At 68.4% G+C, this 15,225-nt stretch carries 9 protein-coding genes; 7 read left to right on the top strand and 2 right to left on the bottom strand.

Annotation, left to right across the window (positions count from 1 at the left end; genetic code table 11):
- The first annotated feature begins 32 nt into the window (after positions 1–32).
- Together J3S89_RS17580 and J3S89_RS17575 are read left to right on the top strand one after the other, a co-directional pair.
- Positions 33–2,195, top strand: a complete 2,163-nt coding sequence (locus J3S89_RS17580) for a GGDEF/EAL domain-containing response regulator (RefSeq protein ID WP_217929129.1) — start codon at positions 33–35, stop codon at positions 2,193–2,195.
- A 14-nt stretch (positions 2,196–2,209) separates the two neighbouring features.
- Positions 2,210–4,744 (top strand): ATP-binding protein, encoded by a 2,535-nt coding sequence (locus tag J3S89_RS17575; RefSeq protein ID WP_217929128.1) that lies wholly within the window; start codon positions 2,210–2,212, stop codon positions 4,742–4,744.
- On the opposite strand, the gene J3S89_RS17570 is transcribed toward J3S89_RS17575, so the two are convergent.
- Together J3S89_RS17570 and J3S89_RS17565 are read right to left on the bottom strand one after the other, a co-directional pair.
- Positions 4,672–5,712 (bottom strand): crotonase/enoyl-CoA hydratase family protein, encoded by a 1,041-nt coding sequence (locus tag J3S89_RS17570; RefSeq protein ID WP_338019810.1) that lies wholly within the window; start codon positions 5,710–5,712, stop codon positions 4,672–4,674. The two genes, J3S89_RS17575 and J3S89_RS17570, sit on opposite strands and share 73 nt — an antisense overlap.
- 368 nt (positions 5,713–6,080) lie before the next feature.
- Complete coding sequence (locus J3S89_RS17565; RefSeq protein WP_217929126.1) at positions 6,081–7,016, bottom strand: LysR substrate-binding domain-containing protein; 936 nt, start codon at positions 7,014–7,016, stop codon at positions 6,081–6,083.
- A gap of 130 nt (positions 7,017–7,146) precedes the next feature.
- Here J3S89_RS17565 and J3S89_RS17560 point away from each other — a divergent pair, with 130 nt between their 5' ends.
- The 5 genes from J3S89_RS17560 (at position 7,147) to J3S89_RS17540 (ending at position 15,225) form a co-directional block, all read left to right on the top strand.
- The gene (locus tag J3S89_RS17560; RefSeq protein WP_217929125.1) at positions 7,147–8,601 is read left to right on the top strand and encodes an aldehyde dehydrogenase family protein; all 1,455 of its coding nucleotides are present in this window, start codon (positions 7,147–7,149) and stop codon (positions 8,599–8,601) included.
- 26 nt (positions 8,602–8,627) lie between these two features.
- Entirely contained in the window at positions 8,628–10,418 is a 1,791-nt protein-coding gene (locus tag J3S89_RS17555; RefSeq protein WP_217929124.1) for a thiamine pyrophosphate-binding protein, read from the top strand.
- Positions 10,419–10,452: 34 nt separating this feature from the next.
- Positions 10,453–11,691 (top strand): ABC transporter substrate-binding protein, encoded by a 1,239-nt coding sequence (locus J3S89_RS17550; protein ID WP_217929123.1) that lies wholly within the window; start codon positions 10,453–10,455, stop codon positions 11,689–11,691.
- Between the two features lie 106 nt (positions 11,692–11,797).
- Positions 11,798–12,658 carry a branched-chain amino acid ABC transporter permease gene (locus tag J3S89_RS17545; RefSeq protein ID WP_238483858.1) on the top strand — a complete coding sequence of 287 codons (861 nt, stop codon included), beginning with the start codon at positions 11,798–11,800 and terminating at the stop codon, positions 12,656–12,658.
- Complete coding sequence (locus tag J3S89_RS17540) at positions 12,655–15,225, top strand: branched-chain amino acid ABC transporter ATP-binding protein/permease (RefSeq protein WP_217929121.1); 2,571 nt, start codon at positions 12,655–12,657, stop codon at positions 15,223–15,225. Before J3S89_RS17545 ends, J3S89_RS17540 begins: the two co-directional genes overlap by 4 nt.

Here is a 15,225-nt window from a genome sequence, read left to right as displayed (position 1 = left end):
GATCCGATCGCCGCTCGTCATCGGAGTGGACCATGCCGCTGATCGTGATTCTGGACGATCAAGTGACGAACCGCCGGATCTTCGAGAAGCTCGCCGCTTCGATCGAGGCCGGCGTGACCGTGCGCTCGTTCGCCGATCCCCGGGCGGCGTTCGAATGGCTGAAGGACGGAGAAACCCCCGACCTGATCGTCACCGACTACAAGATGCCCTACATGAACGGCGCCGAATTCATTCGCGCCTTCCGCGAGCGGCCCGAGTTCGTCGAGATCCCGATCATCGTCATCACCGTCTACGAGGAACGCGACTTCCGCATGCAGGCGCTCGAGGCGGGCGCCACCGATTTTCTCCAGAGCCCGGTCAACCATCAGGAATTCGTCACCCGCGCGCGCAACCTCCTCAAGCTGCGCAAGCAGCAGTTGCTGCTCGAATGCCGGGCGCGGACGCTGGCGAAGGAACTCGCCTCCAGCGAACAGTCGCGCGAGGCGGTGCTGCGGGATTCGACCGAGCGGCTCGCGCAGGTCATCGACACCATTCCGGCGATGGTCAGCGCGTCGGATGCCGAGGGACGCATCCTCTTCGCCAACGCCTTTCTCGGCCGGTTCGTCGGCAAGGATCCGACGGCGGTGGTCGGCCTGTCGCTCGACCTCCTCAACGGTCGCGGCAGCCCGACCCGCAACCGTGGCCTCGATCGCAAAGTGTTCGAGACCGGCCAGGCGCTCGCGAGTTTCGAGGAGGAACTCGTCGCCGTTTCGGGGAAGCGGCACGTCTTCCTGACCACCAAGTCGCCGCTGCGCGACGGCAACGACGTGGTGGTGGCGGTCCTCACCAGTTCGCTCGACATCACCGAGCGCAAACAGGCCGAGGCGCATCTCACCCATCTCGCCCATCACGACCCGCTGACGGATCTGCCCAATCGGGTGCTGCTGTCGGACCGGCTGCGGCGCGAGGTCGCCCGGGCCCGCCGCGGCGATCGTCCCTTCGCGCTCCATCTGGTCGATCTCGACGAGTTCAAGAGCGTCAACGACCTGCTCGGCCATGCCGCCGGCGATCGCTTCCTGATCGAGGTGGCGCGGCGGCTGCGCGGGGTGGTCGGCCCGGAAGACACGGTGGCGCGCGTCGGCGGCGACGAATTCGCGGTGCTGCAGACCGGCGTGACGCGCGAGGCGGACGCGACCGATCTGGCGACGCGCATGGTCGAGACGATCGGCGAACCCTATGTCGTCGCCGGACGCCGTCTCGCCTCGGGGGCCAGCGTCGGCATCACCTTCCATCCCGGCGACGGCGAGGACGCGACCGAGCTCCTCAAGAACGCCGATCTGGCGATGTATCGCGCGAAATCCGAGGGCGGTAACCAGTTCTGCCTCTATGTCTCCGACATGGACCGGCGCCATCGTCACGCGCTGCTTCTCGACGGCGAATTGCGCGACGCGATCGCCCACGAGCAGTTCGTTCTCCACTATCAGCCGCAGCTCGAGTTCGGCACCGGCCGCGTGGTCGGCGCGGAGGCGCTGCTGCGCTGGAACCACCCTGAACGCGGGCTCCTCTCGCCCGGCGAGTTTCTGGCGCGCGCCGAGGAGAACGGGCTGATCGTGCCGATCAACGAATGGGTCCTGCGCGAGGCCTGCCGGGAGGCGAAGTCCTGGCATCGGCGCGGGCTCGAGGGGATGCGCATCGCGGTCAATCTGTCGCCGATCCAGTTCCGCCGCCTGAACGTGCCACTGCTGGTGGTCAAGGCGCTCGCCGACACCGGCCTCGACCCGCACTGCCTCGATCTCGAGATCACCGAGAACATCGTGATGAGCGACACCGAGGCGGTGATCGACCATCTCAAGCAGATCCACCGGCTCGGCGTCAGCATCTCGATCGACGATTTCGGCACGGGCTATTCGTCGCTGAACTACGTCAAGAAGTTCCCGGTCGACCGGCTGAAGATCGATCAGTGCTTCGTGCGCAACATGTCGGACGATCCGAGCGACGCGGCGATCGTGCGGGCGATCATCAATCTCGGGCACTCCCTCGAGCTCACGGTCACGGCCGAGGGCGTGGAGACGGAACGGCAGGCGGAGTTCCTGCGCGCGGCCGGCTGCGACGAGGTTCAAGGACATCTCTACGGCCGGGCGATGCCGGCCGAACGGTTCGTCGGCTTCGCCCTCGCGCAGAGCCATCGGCTTCCTCCGGTGAGAGAGAGCCTATGATCTCGAGCGCGCGCATGCCGACGCTGCTGCGTCGCCTCGGGCTCGGTCGGGTCGCGGCCAAGCTCCGGCGTCGGCCGGACAGCGAGCACGAGCTGACCTTCAACCGGCTTCTGCTCTCCTCGGCGATCCTGATCTATCTCCTGATCGCGCGCGAAGGCGGTTCGGTCGCGGCGGCGGCGGCGTTGGACGCGGCGGCGCTGCCCTTCCTCACCTTCGAGCTGATGGCGGCCGGCCTCTTCATCCACATCCTGTGCGTGCCGGGGATCTCGCATCCGCGCCGGATCGTCGGCATCGTCTCGGACATCGGCATCTTCTCCTACGGCCTCCACCTCAGCGGTCAGGCGGGATCGGCGCTGTTCCTGATCTATTTCTGGGCGGTGCTCGGCAACGGCTTCCGCTTCGGCGTGCGATATCTGGCGCTCGCGGCGGCGGCGGCGGTGGTCGGGTTCTCGATCGTGGTGGTGACGACGCCGTTCTGGCAGTCGCAGATCCCGCTCGCCGCCGGCCTCCTCGGCGCGCTGGTGGTGATCCCGGCCTATACCGCCGTGCTGATCCGCAAACTGTCGGAGGCCAAGCGTCAGGCGGAGGAGGCGAGCCGCGCCAAGAGCCTGTTCCTGGCCAGCATCAGCCACGAACTGCGGACCCCGCTCAACGCCATCATCGGGCTGAGCGACCTCCTCGCCGGATCCCATCGGACCGGCGAAGACCGCGAGATGATCGACACGATCGGCCGTTCCGGGCGGTCGCTGCTGACGCTGATCAACGCGCTGCTCGACTTCTCGCGGATCGAGGCCGGCAAGGTCGAGGCGAAGGCCGAAGAGGTCGATCTGGCGCTCGTGTTGCGGCAGGTGCGCGACATCGTCGGCGTCATGGCGCGCAGCAAGGGGCTCCGGGTGGCGCTCCACATCGACGCCCGCGCACCGCGCCGGATCGTCACCGACCGCCGCCATCTCGAGGAGATCCTGATCAATCTCGCCGGCAACGCGGTGAAGTTCACCTCGTCCGGGCTGGTCCTCATCCAGGTCGACGTCGAACCGGGCGAGGACGGGCCGCGCCTCGCCGTCGCCGTCACCGACACCGGCATCGGCATCGCGCCGGAATCGCAGGCGCGGATCTTCGAGAGCTTCACCCAGGCCGACGGCACGATCATCGACCGTTTCGGCGGCACCGGGCTGGGGCTGGCGATCGTCAAGCAACTGGTCGATCTGCACGGCGGCGAGATCGGCGTGGTCAGCACGCCCGGCGCCGGCAGCACCTTCTCGTTCCGTTTCCCGGTCGGCGCGGCGACCACCGCCGCCGAGGCGGTGCCGATGCCGCCGATGGTCCTCTTGTCGCGCCTGGGCGAGCGCGTCGACGGGCTCGACGCCCCCCTCCTCCACGGCCGCGACGTCGCCGAAGCGCGCGCTCACGTCGCCGATCTCGTGCGGGGCGGATCCCGCCGGCCGATCGTGCTGGTCGACGCGGACGACGCGCCGGGCGAACTCGACGCGATCGCCGAGGCGTTGCTCGCCGACGCGACGCCGGACGAGCCCTGCCTCGTCCTCGTGTGCCGCGAGGCGGTCGACGCGTCGCTGGCGGCGCCGCTGCGGCGGCTCTACACCACCGAGATGGATCCGGCGCGCCGGCCGGCGATCGAGACGGTCGCCCTCGTCGCCTCGCTCGGCTGTGACCGCGACGGCGCGGAACGCGCCCCGATCGTCGTCAAGCGCCGCCTGTCGATCCTGGTCGCCGACGACAACAAGTCGAACCAGATGGTGATCGGCAAGATCCTGGAACGGGCCGGGCATCGCGTCGAGACGGTCGGCGACGGCGAGGCCGCGGTCGAGCGCATGCTCGCCGTCGCCTACGATCTCGTTCTGATGGACGTCAACATGCCCGTGATGAACGGCATCGAGGCGACCAAGTTCTATCGCTTCGCCGCCCTCGGCACCCGCGCGGTGCCGATCGTCGCGCTCACCGCGGACGCGACGGCGGAAGCCGAGAGCCGCTGCAAGGAGGCGGGCATGGCCGCCTGCCTGACCAAGCCGATCGAGCCGGCCGAACTGATCGCGGCGATCGAGACCCTGGTCGGCGATGCCGCGCCGCGAAGCCTGCCGGACGACGACGCGACGGAGGCCGCGACCGGGCCGGCCGGGGCCGAAGCCGAGACGACGACGCCGGCGATGGACGACGGCAAGCTCGCCGACCTCGAGGCGCTCGGCGGCAGCGCCTTCGTCGACGAGTTGATCGCGACCTTCACCGACGAGGCGGCTCGCGCGCTCCGCGCGCTCGGCGCGGCGGTGGCGAACGAGGACGTCACCGCCTTCCGCAACCATGCGCATGCCTTGCGCAGCGGCGCGGCCAACGTCGGCGCGCTGCGGGTCTATCGCATGTGCCTCGACTGGCGCGAGATCGACGCGCGCGAACTGGCGGTCGAGGGCGAGCGCCATCTGCGCGACCTCGAGCGGGAATTCTCCGAGGTGCGCGCCGCCATCGCTCAGCGCGACGGGCCGGCGAGCGGATCGGAGGAACGGTCGTCGGACGAGCCGGCAGCGAAGCGCCGCGCCTGAGCGCCGCACAGGCGGTCGATGCGCCGGAGATCGGCGTCCTCGAGCTTCATCGCCGCGTCGACCCAGAGGTCGGTGATCTCGCGCAGCTCCTCGTAGGGCACGGGATGGACTCGGCGGCCGACCTCGCGCAGCGTGCGGTGGATCGCGTGACGCCGGGCGTTGCGGGCGATGTAGTCGCGCACCGCCGCCTCGCCGGTGCCGTCCTCGACGACGAGATCGACGAGGCCCATCTCGTGCAGTTCGGCGGCGGTGTAGATGCGGCCGCTCATGATCATCCGCTCGGCGCGCACCGGGTCGAGGCGCCGCGACAGGAAGCTGTAGGCGCCCATGCCCGGGAAGAGATTGAACAGGATCTCGGGCAGGCCGAACTTGGCGCTCTTCTCGGCGATGATCACGTCGGAGGCCATCGCCGCCTCGAAGCCGCCGCCGAGCGCGTCGCCCTGGACCAGCGAGATCAACAGGATCGGCATGCCGAAACTGATCGACGAGGTGTAGACGAGGTCGATGCAGTCGTAGGCGTAGCGCCTGAGGCCCTCGCGATCGCCACGACGGATGTGGTCGGCGAAGAGGCCGAGATCGCCGCCGAGATTGAAGATGTGCGGCATCCGCGATCCGTTGACGAGCCAGCGGATCGGCGGAGCCTCGAGATTGCGCCGGCACAGCTTCTGGATGTTGCCGCGCAGCTCGCTCAGTTCGGCCAGAAGCGCGGGCGTGTAGCTCGGGGCGCCGCGCGGCTTCATGAAATACCAGAGGATCCGCTCCTCCACGTCCATCCGCACCTCGAGCTCGCGGTAGCTGGCGACCGGGAAGGTGAGCTCGAGCGGCAGGGCTTCGGTGATCGGCTGCCCCCCGGGCGACCGGGAGACGGCGGCGAGGATCCGCGCCCGCGCAGGCGCGCGGACGTCCGTTTCGGAGGGTTTCGTCGAGACCTCGACGTCGGTCGGTTCGAGAGTCGGCAGATCGGTCACGCGCGTCATCCCAACCCAAAAGAGGTGGCTCTGCGGCCATTCTACAAGAAGTCGCGACCTCCGGTAGGTCGGAATTCGGGATAGCCAAGAAAAAATCGATTCCATAGAAATATTAGTTACACTGAAATGGCTTTCCTTGAATTCGGCCAATACTTCCCTTGCGTCATGTCGACGGCGGCGAAGACGAACCCGGGGAACGAGAGAGATCGTCGGAATGGGCCCGTGTCTTCCGGCGCGCCCTCTTCGCTCGAACGAGGCGATCGACGGAGATCGTCGAGGCGATCACTCGGCGCGCCGCGTCCGGGGCGATCGACGGAGCCCGCTTTTTTCAGCGGTGCCGGGATACCGCCGCGAGCGCGCGCGCCGGATCAGATCGGCCAGACGCCCTGCCAGCGCCCGTCGGCGACGAGGGCGGCGGCGGTCTCGCGGATCTCGCGGGCGACCGAGAGGGCGGCCGGCGACATCAGGCTCGGGGCGATCGAATAGAGGTAGTTCCGCCGCGTGATGGTGGCGTCGGCGATCCTGAGGGCCCGCCAGTCCCGGCCGCGCTCGCTCTCCAGTTGAAGCGCCGACATCGGCTTGATGGTCGCGCCCATGCCGTCGAAGACGCAGCTCATGAGGAGCGACAGGGAATCGATCTCCGCGACGATGAGCGGGCTCAGCATGCGCCGATCGAACTCGGCGACGACTCGCCGGCGCAGACCGTGCGAATTGGTCGGCAGGATCAACGGGATCTCGGCGACTTCGGCGATGGTGATCTCGGTCCGGTCGGGCGGCAGATAGGCGCTGCCGGTCGGGAAGAGGACGAACAACTCCTCCTCGAGAAGGGGGATCGAATCGAGTTGCGACGACACGTCGTTGGTGAAGAGGATCGCCAGATCGAGCTGCCCGAGACGCATCATGTGGGCGATGTGCCCACTCATCCCCTCGACGACGTTGAGAAGGATGCCCGGATATTTCTCGCGGATCCGCTTCATCAGCGGAAGGCCGATCGCCAGGACCGTGGTGGCGGGCAGGCCGACCGAGACCATGCCCTGGATCTCGCCCTCCTCCTGGCGGGCGATCGACAGGGCCTGATCGAGCTGGCGCAGCATGAAGCGGGCGTGATGATAGAGCGCGAGACCGTTCTCGGTCGGCGTCACGCCCTTCGAGGAGCGGTTCAGCAAGGGTTTGCCGACCTCGTCCTCGAGCTTGGCGATCTGCTGGCTGAGTGCCGGCTGCGCGACGAAGAGGCAGCGCGAGGCCTTCGACAGGCTGCCGCTCTCGACGATCTGGGCGAAGTAGCGCAGTTGGCGCAGATCCATGACGAGACCCTCGCTCGTGGCGGGCCATATGCCAGCCTTATGACGATCAGTCTCATTCGATATTTTTCCTTATGTCAAATCCCCCCTAAAGAGGAGGCAGAGACAAACAGCCGCCAGGGAGGCGATCGGAATGGCGCAGATGGTCGCGCAGAGCTCGCCGCTCGAGGAAGGTCTCGTCTGCCGACTCCTGATCGGCGGCGTGTGGACCGACGGGGCGAGCACCGTCGAGGTTCCCGACAAGTACCGCCTCCACCCCTTCATGCGGACGCATCTGCCCTCGCGCGAACAGGTGGCGCAAGCGGTCGCGGCGAGCGATGCCGCCTTCCGGGACGACCGGCTCGGCCCCTACGAGCGCGGCGTCATCCTCGACCGGACCGCCGATCTCCTCGAGGCGCGCACCGGCGAACTCGTGGAGCTTCTGACCCGGGAGGCGGGCTTCACCCGCCGCGACGCCGCCGGCGAGATCCAGCGCTGCGTCGTGACCTTCCGCCTCTCCGCCGAGGAGGCGCGCCGCTTCGCCGGAGAACTCGTGCCGCTCGAGGGGGCGGCCGGGCAGAACGGCCGGCTCGGCTTCACGCTCCGGGTGCCGCTCGGCACGATCTGCGCGATCACGCCCTTCAACGCGCCGCTCAACACGGTGGCGCACAAGGTCGGGCCGGCGCTCGCCGCCGGCAACGCGGTGATCGTCAAGCCGTCGCTGCACACGCCGATGAGCGCCTGCGTCATGGCCGAATGCCTGCTCGAGGCGGGCCTGCCGCCGGCGATGATCTCGGTGCTGCACGGTGACGGCGAGGTGGCGCGCTGGCTGCTCGACGAGCCGAGCGTGCGCTTCTTCGCCTTCACGGGGAGCACCGAGGTCGGCCGTCTCATTCAGAATGCCGCCGGGCTGCGCCGCACCCAGATGGAACTGGGCTCGATCGCCCATTGCATCCTCGCCGACGACGCCGACCTCGACGTCGCCCTGCCGAAGGTCGTCAACGCCAGCTATCGCAAGGCAGGACAGGTCTGCACCTCCATCCAGGTGCTTCTCGTGCATCGTTCTCTGGTCGAAGATGTCGAGCGGCGTCTCGCGACGTTGGTCGCGGCACTGCCTCACGGAGATCCGGGGGCCGAGGAGACGGTGGTTGGCCCGGTGATCAGCGAAGAGGCGGCACGACGGATCGAGAGCTGGATCGACGAGGCGGTCCGCGCGGGCGCGCGCCTGCTGGCCGGGGGAGGCCGCGACGGCTCGGTCGTCGCTCCGACCCTGCTCGCCGACGTGGCGCCGGGCACGCCGCTCGGCTGCCGCGAGGTGTTCGGCCCGGTTCTGTGCATCGCGCCCTTCGACCGGCTCGAGGAGGCGATCGACCGGGTCAACGCGACCCCCTACGGGCTCGCGACCGGGCTCTTCACCATGCGCCTCGACGCCGCCTTCCGCGCGGCCCGCCGGCTCGAGGTCGGCGGCGTGCACATCAACGACACCCCGAGTTCGCGCGTCGATCTCATGCCCTACGGTGGCTCCAAGGACAGCGGCTTCGGCCGCGAGGGTCCGCGCTACGCCGTTCGCGAAATGAGTGAGGAACGCATGATCACCATCATCGCGTGAGGCGGGATGAGTTGGAGACGGACGTCATGAGCAGAATGAAGGGTGGCGAGGTCATCGCCGAGTACCTGGTCGAACAGAAGGTGCCGTTCGTCTTCGGCGTGTGCGGGCACGGCAACGTGGGCATCCTCGATGCGCTCCATGCCGTCCGCGACCGCGTGCGGCTGATCTCGCCGCGCCACGAACAATGCGCCGGCCACATGGCGGACGCCTATTTCCGCGTGAAGCACAGCCCGGTCGCGACGCTCACCTCGACCGGGCCCGGCTCGGCCAACATCGTGATGCCGCTCGTCACCGCGCTGTCGGATTCCTCGGCCTTCCTGGCGATCACCGCCAACGTGCCGACCTCCCAGGCCAATCGTGGGCCGTTCCAGGAACTCTACGCCCACAATCAGGCCGATTTCGCCCAGGTGCTGCGGCCGGTGGTCAAGCGGTCGTTCCAGCCGAGCCGGGTCGAGATGTTGCCGCTCGCCCTGCGTCAGGCCTTCGACACGATGGTGACCGGGCGGCCGGGGCCGGTCAATCTCGACATCCCCTACAACGTCTTCCAGGAAGAGGCCGAGGTCTCGACGCCCGCCCCTTCGCACCGTCACGGCACCCATCGACCGAGTGCCAACGCCGACGATCTCGCCGCCGCGGTCGCCCTGATCGCCAAGGCGAAGCGGCCGGTCTTCTTCGTCGGCCACGGCACCACCCTGTCGGAGGCGGGCCCCGAGATCACCGCGCTCCAGAGCCGCTGGGGCATTCCGGTCATCACCTCGCCGAACGGCATGGGGCTGGTTCCCGCCGACGACCCGCTGACGCTCGGCTTCATCGGCCGCAACGGCGCCTATCCCGCCAATCAGGCCGGCCGTTTCGCCGATCTGGTGATCTGTATCGGCACCCGTTTCGACGACCGTTCGTCGTCGAGCTGGCATCCCGGCTATTCGTGGAACTTCCCCGCGACCGCGCTGCTCCAGGTCGACATCGACCCGGCCGAGCTCGGCCGCAACTATCCCCCGACGCTCGGCATCGTCGCCGACGCCAAGACCTTCGCCGGCCAACTCGCCGAGGCGCTCTCGAAGCGCGCCGACGTCACCGCCGAGCGCTTCGCCGAATGGCGGGCGGAGGTCGCCGGCTGGCGGGCGGAGTGGGAGGCCTACATTCGCCCGAACTTCTCGGCGATCACCACGCCGATCCGGCCGGAATGGGTGGTCGGCGTGCTCCAGGAGGTGCTGCCCGACGACGTGATCCTGTCGCTCGATTCCGGCGTCCACCACAACTGGTTCATGCAGTTCTGGAAGCCGAAGCGGGCGCAGAGCATGCTCAACAGCTGGGGCTATTCGTCGATGGGCTTCGGCGTCTGCGGCGTTCTCGGCGCGCAGCTCGCCGCCCCGAATCGCCCCTGCGTGGCGGTCGTCGGCGACGGCGGCTTCATGATGGCTCCTCATGTCGTCGCGACCGCGGTCGAATACGACCTGCCCTGCATCTGGATCGTCTGGAACAACTTCGCCTGGGGCGCGATCCGCGATCTCCAATACGGGCTCTTCGAGGGCCGTGAGATCGGCACCGCCTTCTACAAGGGCAATCAGGGTCCGGGCGGCGAACGCTACAACCCCGACTTCGCCGCCTGGGCGCGGGCCTGCGGCGCCGACGGCGTCACCGTCACCCGCAGCGAGGACCTCGCCGGCGCGGTCGAGGCCGCGCTGCGCAACCGCCGTCCCTGCGTGATCGATCTGCACGTCGACGCCGACGTGCGCCCGCCATCGACCGGAACCTGGTCGCTGCCGCCGATCCCCTTCAACGAGCCGACCTTCGGCAAGCCGCATCGCATCGACTGAAAACAACGACAAGAACCCGACGGAGGACTACGCCATGATCGGAATCCAGCGTGACAAACGTTCCTTCCTGCGCCTCGTGACCGGCGCCGCCACGATGGCGACGATCGGTTGGGCCTCCGCCGTGGCGGCCGAGGAGACCGGCCCGATCCGCATCGGCCTGATCTATTCCAAGCAGGGCCCCGGCGCGGCGATCGGCGAGTTTCTCCAGCGCGGCAGCGCCCTCGCGGTCGAACAGGCCGGCGGCAAGGTGCTCGGTCGGCCGATCGAACTGGTGTGGCTCGACGAACCCAATCCCCAGGTCTCGCAGCAGAACATGCAGCGCCTGATCGACGAGAACAAGGTCGTCGCGGTGGTCGGCGGCAACTACTCCTCCTCGGCGCTCGCCATGATGAGCGTCGCCAATCGCGAGAAGATCCCGCTGATCCTGACCGGCGCGGCGGCCCGCGAGATCACCGGCAAGGAGTGCAGCCGCTACACGTTCCGCACCCAGGCGACGGTGCCGGTGCAGATCGCCGGCCTGATGCCCTACGTCGCCGAACTCGGCAAGAAGATCTACTTCATCACCCCGTCCTACGCCTTCGGCCAGGACATCCTACGCTCGGCGCGCGGGATGCTGCCGGCGATCGGCGGCACCGAGGCCGGCGTCGACGAGGTGCCGGTCAACACCGCCGACTATTCCTCCTACATCCTCAAGATCCGGCAGGCCAAGCCCGACGCGGTGATCGGCGGTCTCGTCGGCGGCGACTTCTCGAACTTCCTGAAGCAGTGGAACGAGATGGGCATGAAGGGCAAGATCCCCTATGCCGCCGTCGCGGTGACCGACACCGACTTCTGGGACGTCGGCCCGCAGGCCTCGACCGGCATCTTCATCAAGCCCTGGTACTACAACAACCCGAACAACACCCCCGCCGAAAAGAAGATGACCGCGGACTTCGTCGCCAAATACGGCGCGCCGCCGTCGGACAAGGCGTGGTCGGGCTGGATCGGCATGCGGGCGCTGCTGGAATCGATCGAGGCGGCCAAGTCGACCAAGTCGGCGGACATCGTGACGGCGCTCGAGACCTGGAAGAACACGGAAGGCAGCTTCCCGTTCTACTTCCGCTCCTGGGACCATCAGATGGTCCGCCCGGCGGTGATCGTTCAGGTCAAGAGGACCATCACCGACAAGTGGGACTTCTTCGACTTCCTGAAGAACACCTCCGACACCGCCGCCGACACCGAGAAGGCGTTCGGCACCAAGGACGAGATCGGCTGCTCGATGCCGGCGCTCTGAGCCGTCGTCCGCGACGTCCAGATCGAGTGTGGGCGGGGTCCGCGACCGGATCGCTCCCGCCCGCGCTCGACATCCCTCCTGTCGGTGGAACTCGACCATGATCGACATGATCGTATCGCAAATCGCGAACGGACTCGTCCTGGGGTTCGTCTATGTCCTGATCGCCGTCGGCTTGTCGATCACCTTCGGCCTGCTCGGCGTCATCAACTTCGCGCACGGGGCATTCTTCGCCCTCGGCGCCTATTTCGCCTGGCAGTTGTTCCACTGGTTCGGCTGGGCGGCGGTGATCTTCGCGCCGCCGCTGGTCGGACTGGTGGGGATGGCGGTGGAGGCGACGATCGTCCGCCGCCTCTACGGCAAGGAGCCGCTGCTCAGCCTGATCGTCACCTTCGCGCTGGCGCTGCTGATCGAGGCGATCATCCGTTTCACCTGGGGCGCCGACGGCAAACCGTTCAACGCGCCGGCGATCTTCTCCGGCATCGTCGAATTCGGACCGCTGCTCATCACCAAGTACCGGGTGGCCGTGCTCGGGGCGACGATCGCGACGCTCCTGGGTCTGTGGGCCTTCCTCGCCTGGACGCCCTACGGCCGCATCCTGCGGGCGGGCAGCCGCGATCCGGAGATGGTCGAGTTGCTCGGCATCAACCTGCCGCGCGTGCTGACCGCCGCCTTCGGTCTCGGTTGCGCGCTGGCGGCGACGGCGGGCGTGCTGGCGGCGCCCTTGTGGGCGGTGTCGCCGTCGATGTCGGCCAACGCCGTGATGCCCGCCTTCGTGGTGGTGGCGATCGGCGGTCTCGGCTCGTTCCGCGGCGCGGTCGTCGCCGGTCTCGCGGTCGGCGTGGTGATCTCGTTGACCATCCAGTTCAAACCCGAGGCGGCCGCCGCCTCCATGTACGTGCTGATGTTCGCAATCATGTTGCTGCGTCCGCGCGGCCTGTTCGGCGAGCGCTGGGAGCGTTTCGAATGACGACCCTCTCTACGAAGATCAAACGCCTGTGGTCCCACCCGATCGTGGTCGCCACGGTGGTGCTCGTCGCCGCCTCGAGCGTGGCGCTCGCCATCGGCATGCCGATCCAACGGGTCACGCAGATCGCGATCTACGCGCTCTACGGCGCCGGGGTGAACTTCCTGATCGGCTATCTCGGCCTCGTGCCCTTCGGCGCGTCCTTCTTCTTCGGCTGCGCCAGCTATGCGGTCGCGATCCTCGGCGGCATGGTCTCCGGCGGCAACGAGATCGTCTCGGTGGTGATCGCCACCGTCTTCTCGGTGTTCCTGGCGCTCGTCGTCGGCGCGGTGATCCTGCGCCGACGTGGCCTCTATTTCTCGCTGCTGACGCTCGCCTGCTCGCAGATCGCCTTCGAGATCGCCTTCAAATGGACGGCGGTGACCGGCGGCGAGAACGGTCTGCAGAACGTCGAGCGGCCGCTGTTTCCGTCGGCGGCGGCGTTCCACGTCTTCACGCTGGTCGTCGTCTTCGCGGTTCTGTGGGGTCTGTGGCGGGTCGCTCATGCGCCGCTCGGGCGGGTCATGCAGGCGCTGCGCGACAACGAACAGCGCGTGGCGAGCCTCGGTTACGACACCTATCGCACCAAGCTGGTCGCGGTGATGATCGCCGGTGGCGCGATCGGCGTGGCGGGCGGGCTGATGAGCCTGCTCCTCCAGGGCGTCTATGCCAACAATCTCAATTGGGAACATGCCGGCGACCCCGTCTTGATGGCCGCGCTCGGCGGCGTCCATCATTTCCTCGGCCCGCTCTGGGGCGCGATGATCTTCATCGTGCTCGAGGACCGGCTGAGCGCGGTGACCGAGAACTGGTGGCTGTTCTTCGCGCCGATCATCATCGCCTTCGCGCTGCTCTCCCACGAAGGCGTCCAAGGCCTCTTCCAGCGCCTGATCGGCCGCGACCGGCGGACCCTGACCCGCTGGGGCATTCCCGCGCGTCCCGCCGCGATCCCGGCCCACGTGACGGCGGCGCAGGACGAGGCCGGCGATCCGAGCCGGCCGATCCTCTCGATCCGCAATCTCTCCAAGAGCTTCGGTTCGATCGTCACCCAGAGCGACATTTCGCTCGAGGTCGGACGGACCGGGCTGCACAGCCTGATCGGCCCGAACGGCGCCGGCAAGACGACCTTCTTCAATCTGCTGACGGGCGTGCTGCGCCCGGATGCCGGCACGATCGAGTTCGAGGGACGCTCGATCGTCGATCTCCCGCCCCACCGCCGCGCCCGTCTCGGCATGGCCCGCTCGTTCCAGATCCTCAGCGTCTTCCCCAATCTCACCGCCTTCGAGAACGCCCGCATCGCGGTTCAGGCGGCGGATCGCCGGTGGTTCGGCCTGTGGCACGACGCCCATGCCGACGAGGCGGCGAACCTGCGGGTGTGGTCGCTGCTCGACGCCGTCGGCCTCGCCGATCGCGCCGGCGAGATCTGCTCGGCGCTCTCCCACGGCGAGAAGCGTCTGCTCGAGATCGCGGTGTCGCTGGCGACGCGGGCGAAGCTCCTGTTGCTCGACGAGCCGCTGGCGGGTCTCGCCGAGAGCGATCGCAAGATCGTCGGCGACCTCATCTCGCGGCTGGCGCGGACCCATTCGGTGTTCCTGATCGAACACGACATCGACCGGGTGCTCGCCATGTCGGACCGCATCACCGTGCTGCATCAGGGACGGCTGATCGCCGACGGCAAACCCGCCGAGGTCGCCCGCAACCCGGAGGTCGTCTCGGCCTATCTCGGCACCGCCCACGGCGCGGCGCCGGTCGCGCCGGCCGAACGCATTCGTCTCGCCACGCCGCGCGAGCGGCCGGTCGGCGCACCGTTGCTCGAGATCTCCGGTGTCGGCGCCGGCTACGGCGGCGGTACGGTGCTGGACGGGCTCGACCTCGTCGTCCACTCCGGCGAAGTGGTCGCGCTCCTCGGGCGCAACGGCGTCGGCAAGACGACGGCGCTGCGCACCATCACCGGCGTGCTGCCGGCGGCGACCGGGCGGATCACCTTCGACGGCGTCGACATCACCCGCCTGCGTCCCGACGCGATCAACCGGCTCGGCATCTCGCTGGTGCCGGAAGGACGGCGGCTCTTCCCGAACCTCACGGTGATGGAGAACCTGAAGCTCGCGTCGCGTCCCGGCGGGGCGACGCTCGAGGAGATCTACGATCTCTTCCCGCGCGTCTCCCAGCGCCTGCGTTCGCTCGGCGAGCATCTCTCGGGCGGCGAGCGGCAGATGGTGGCGATCGCCCGCGCGTTGGTGGTGCCGAGCCGGCTGATCCTGCTCGACGAACCCTTCGAGGGTCTCGCCCCGGCCGTCGTGCAGGAGGTGCGGACGGCGGTCGCCAAGCTCACCACGCGCGCCAGTCTGGTGATCGTCGAGCATCACGCCGAGAGCGTGCTGGCCATGGCCGACCGCGCCTATGTGCTGGTCAACGGCCGCGTCGCCTACGGCGGCGGCGCCTGCGAACTCGCCGCCGATCAGGCCCTGCAGGAACGTCTTCTCGGCATCGTCCATGCCGCCGACGAGCCGGCCCGCACGAGGAGCGCCTGA

The sequence above is a fragment of the Pinisolibacter aquiterrae genome, from assembly GCF_019160155.1.
Classification (GTDB): Bacteria; Pseudomonadota; Alphaproteobacteria; order Rhizobiales; family Ancalomicrobiaceae; genus Pinisolibacter; species Pinisolibacter aquiterrae.
The sequence above is the reverse complement of the archived record's forward strand: the minus strand, read 5'-3'. Positions and strand labels throughout refer to the sequence as shown.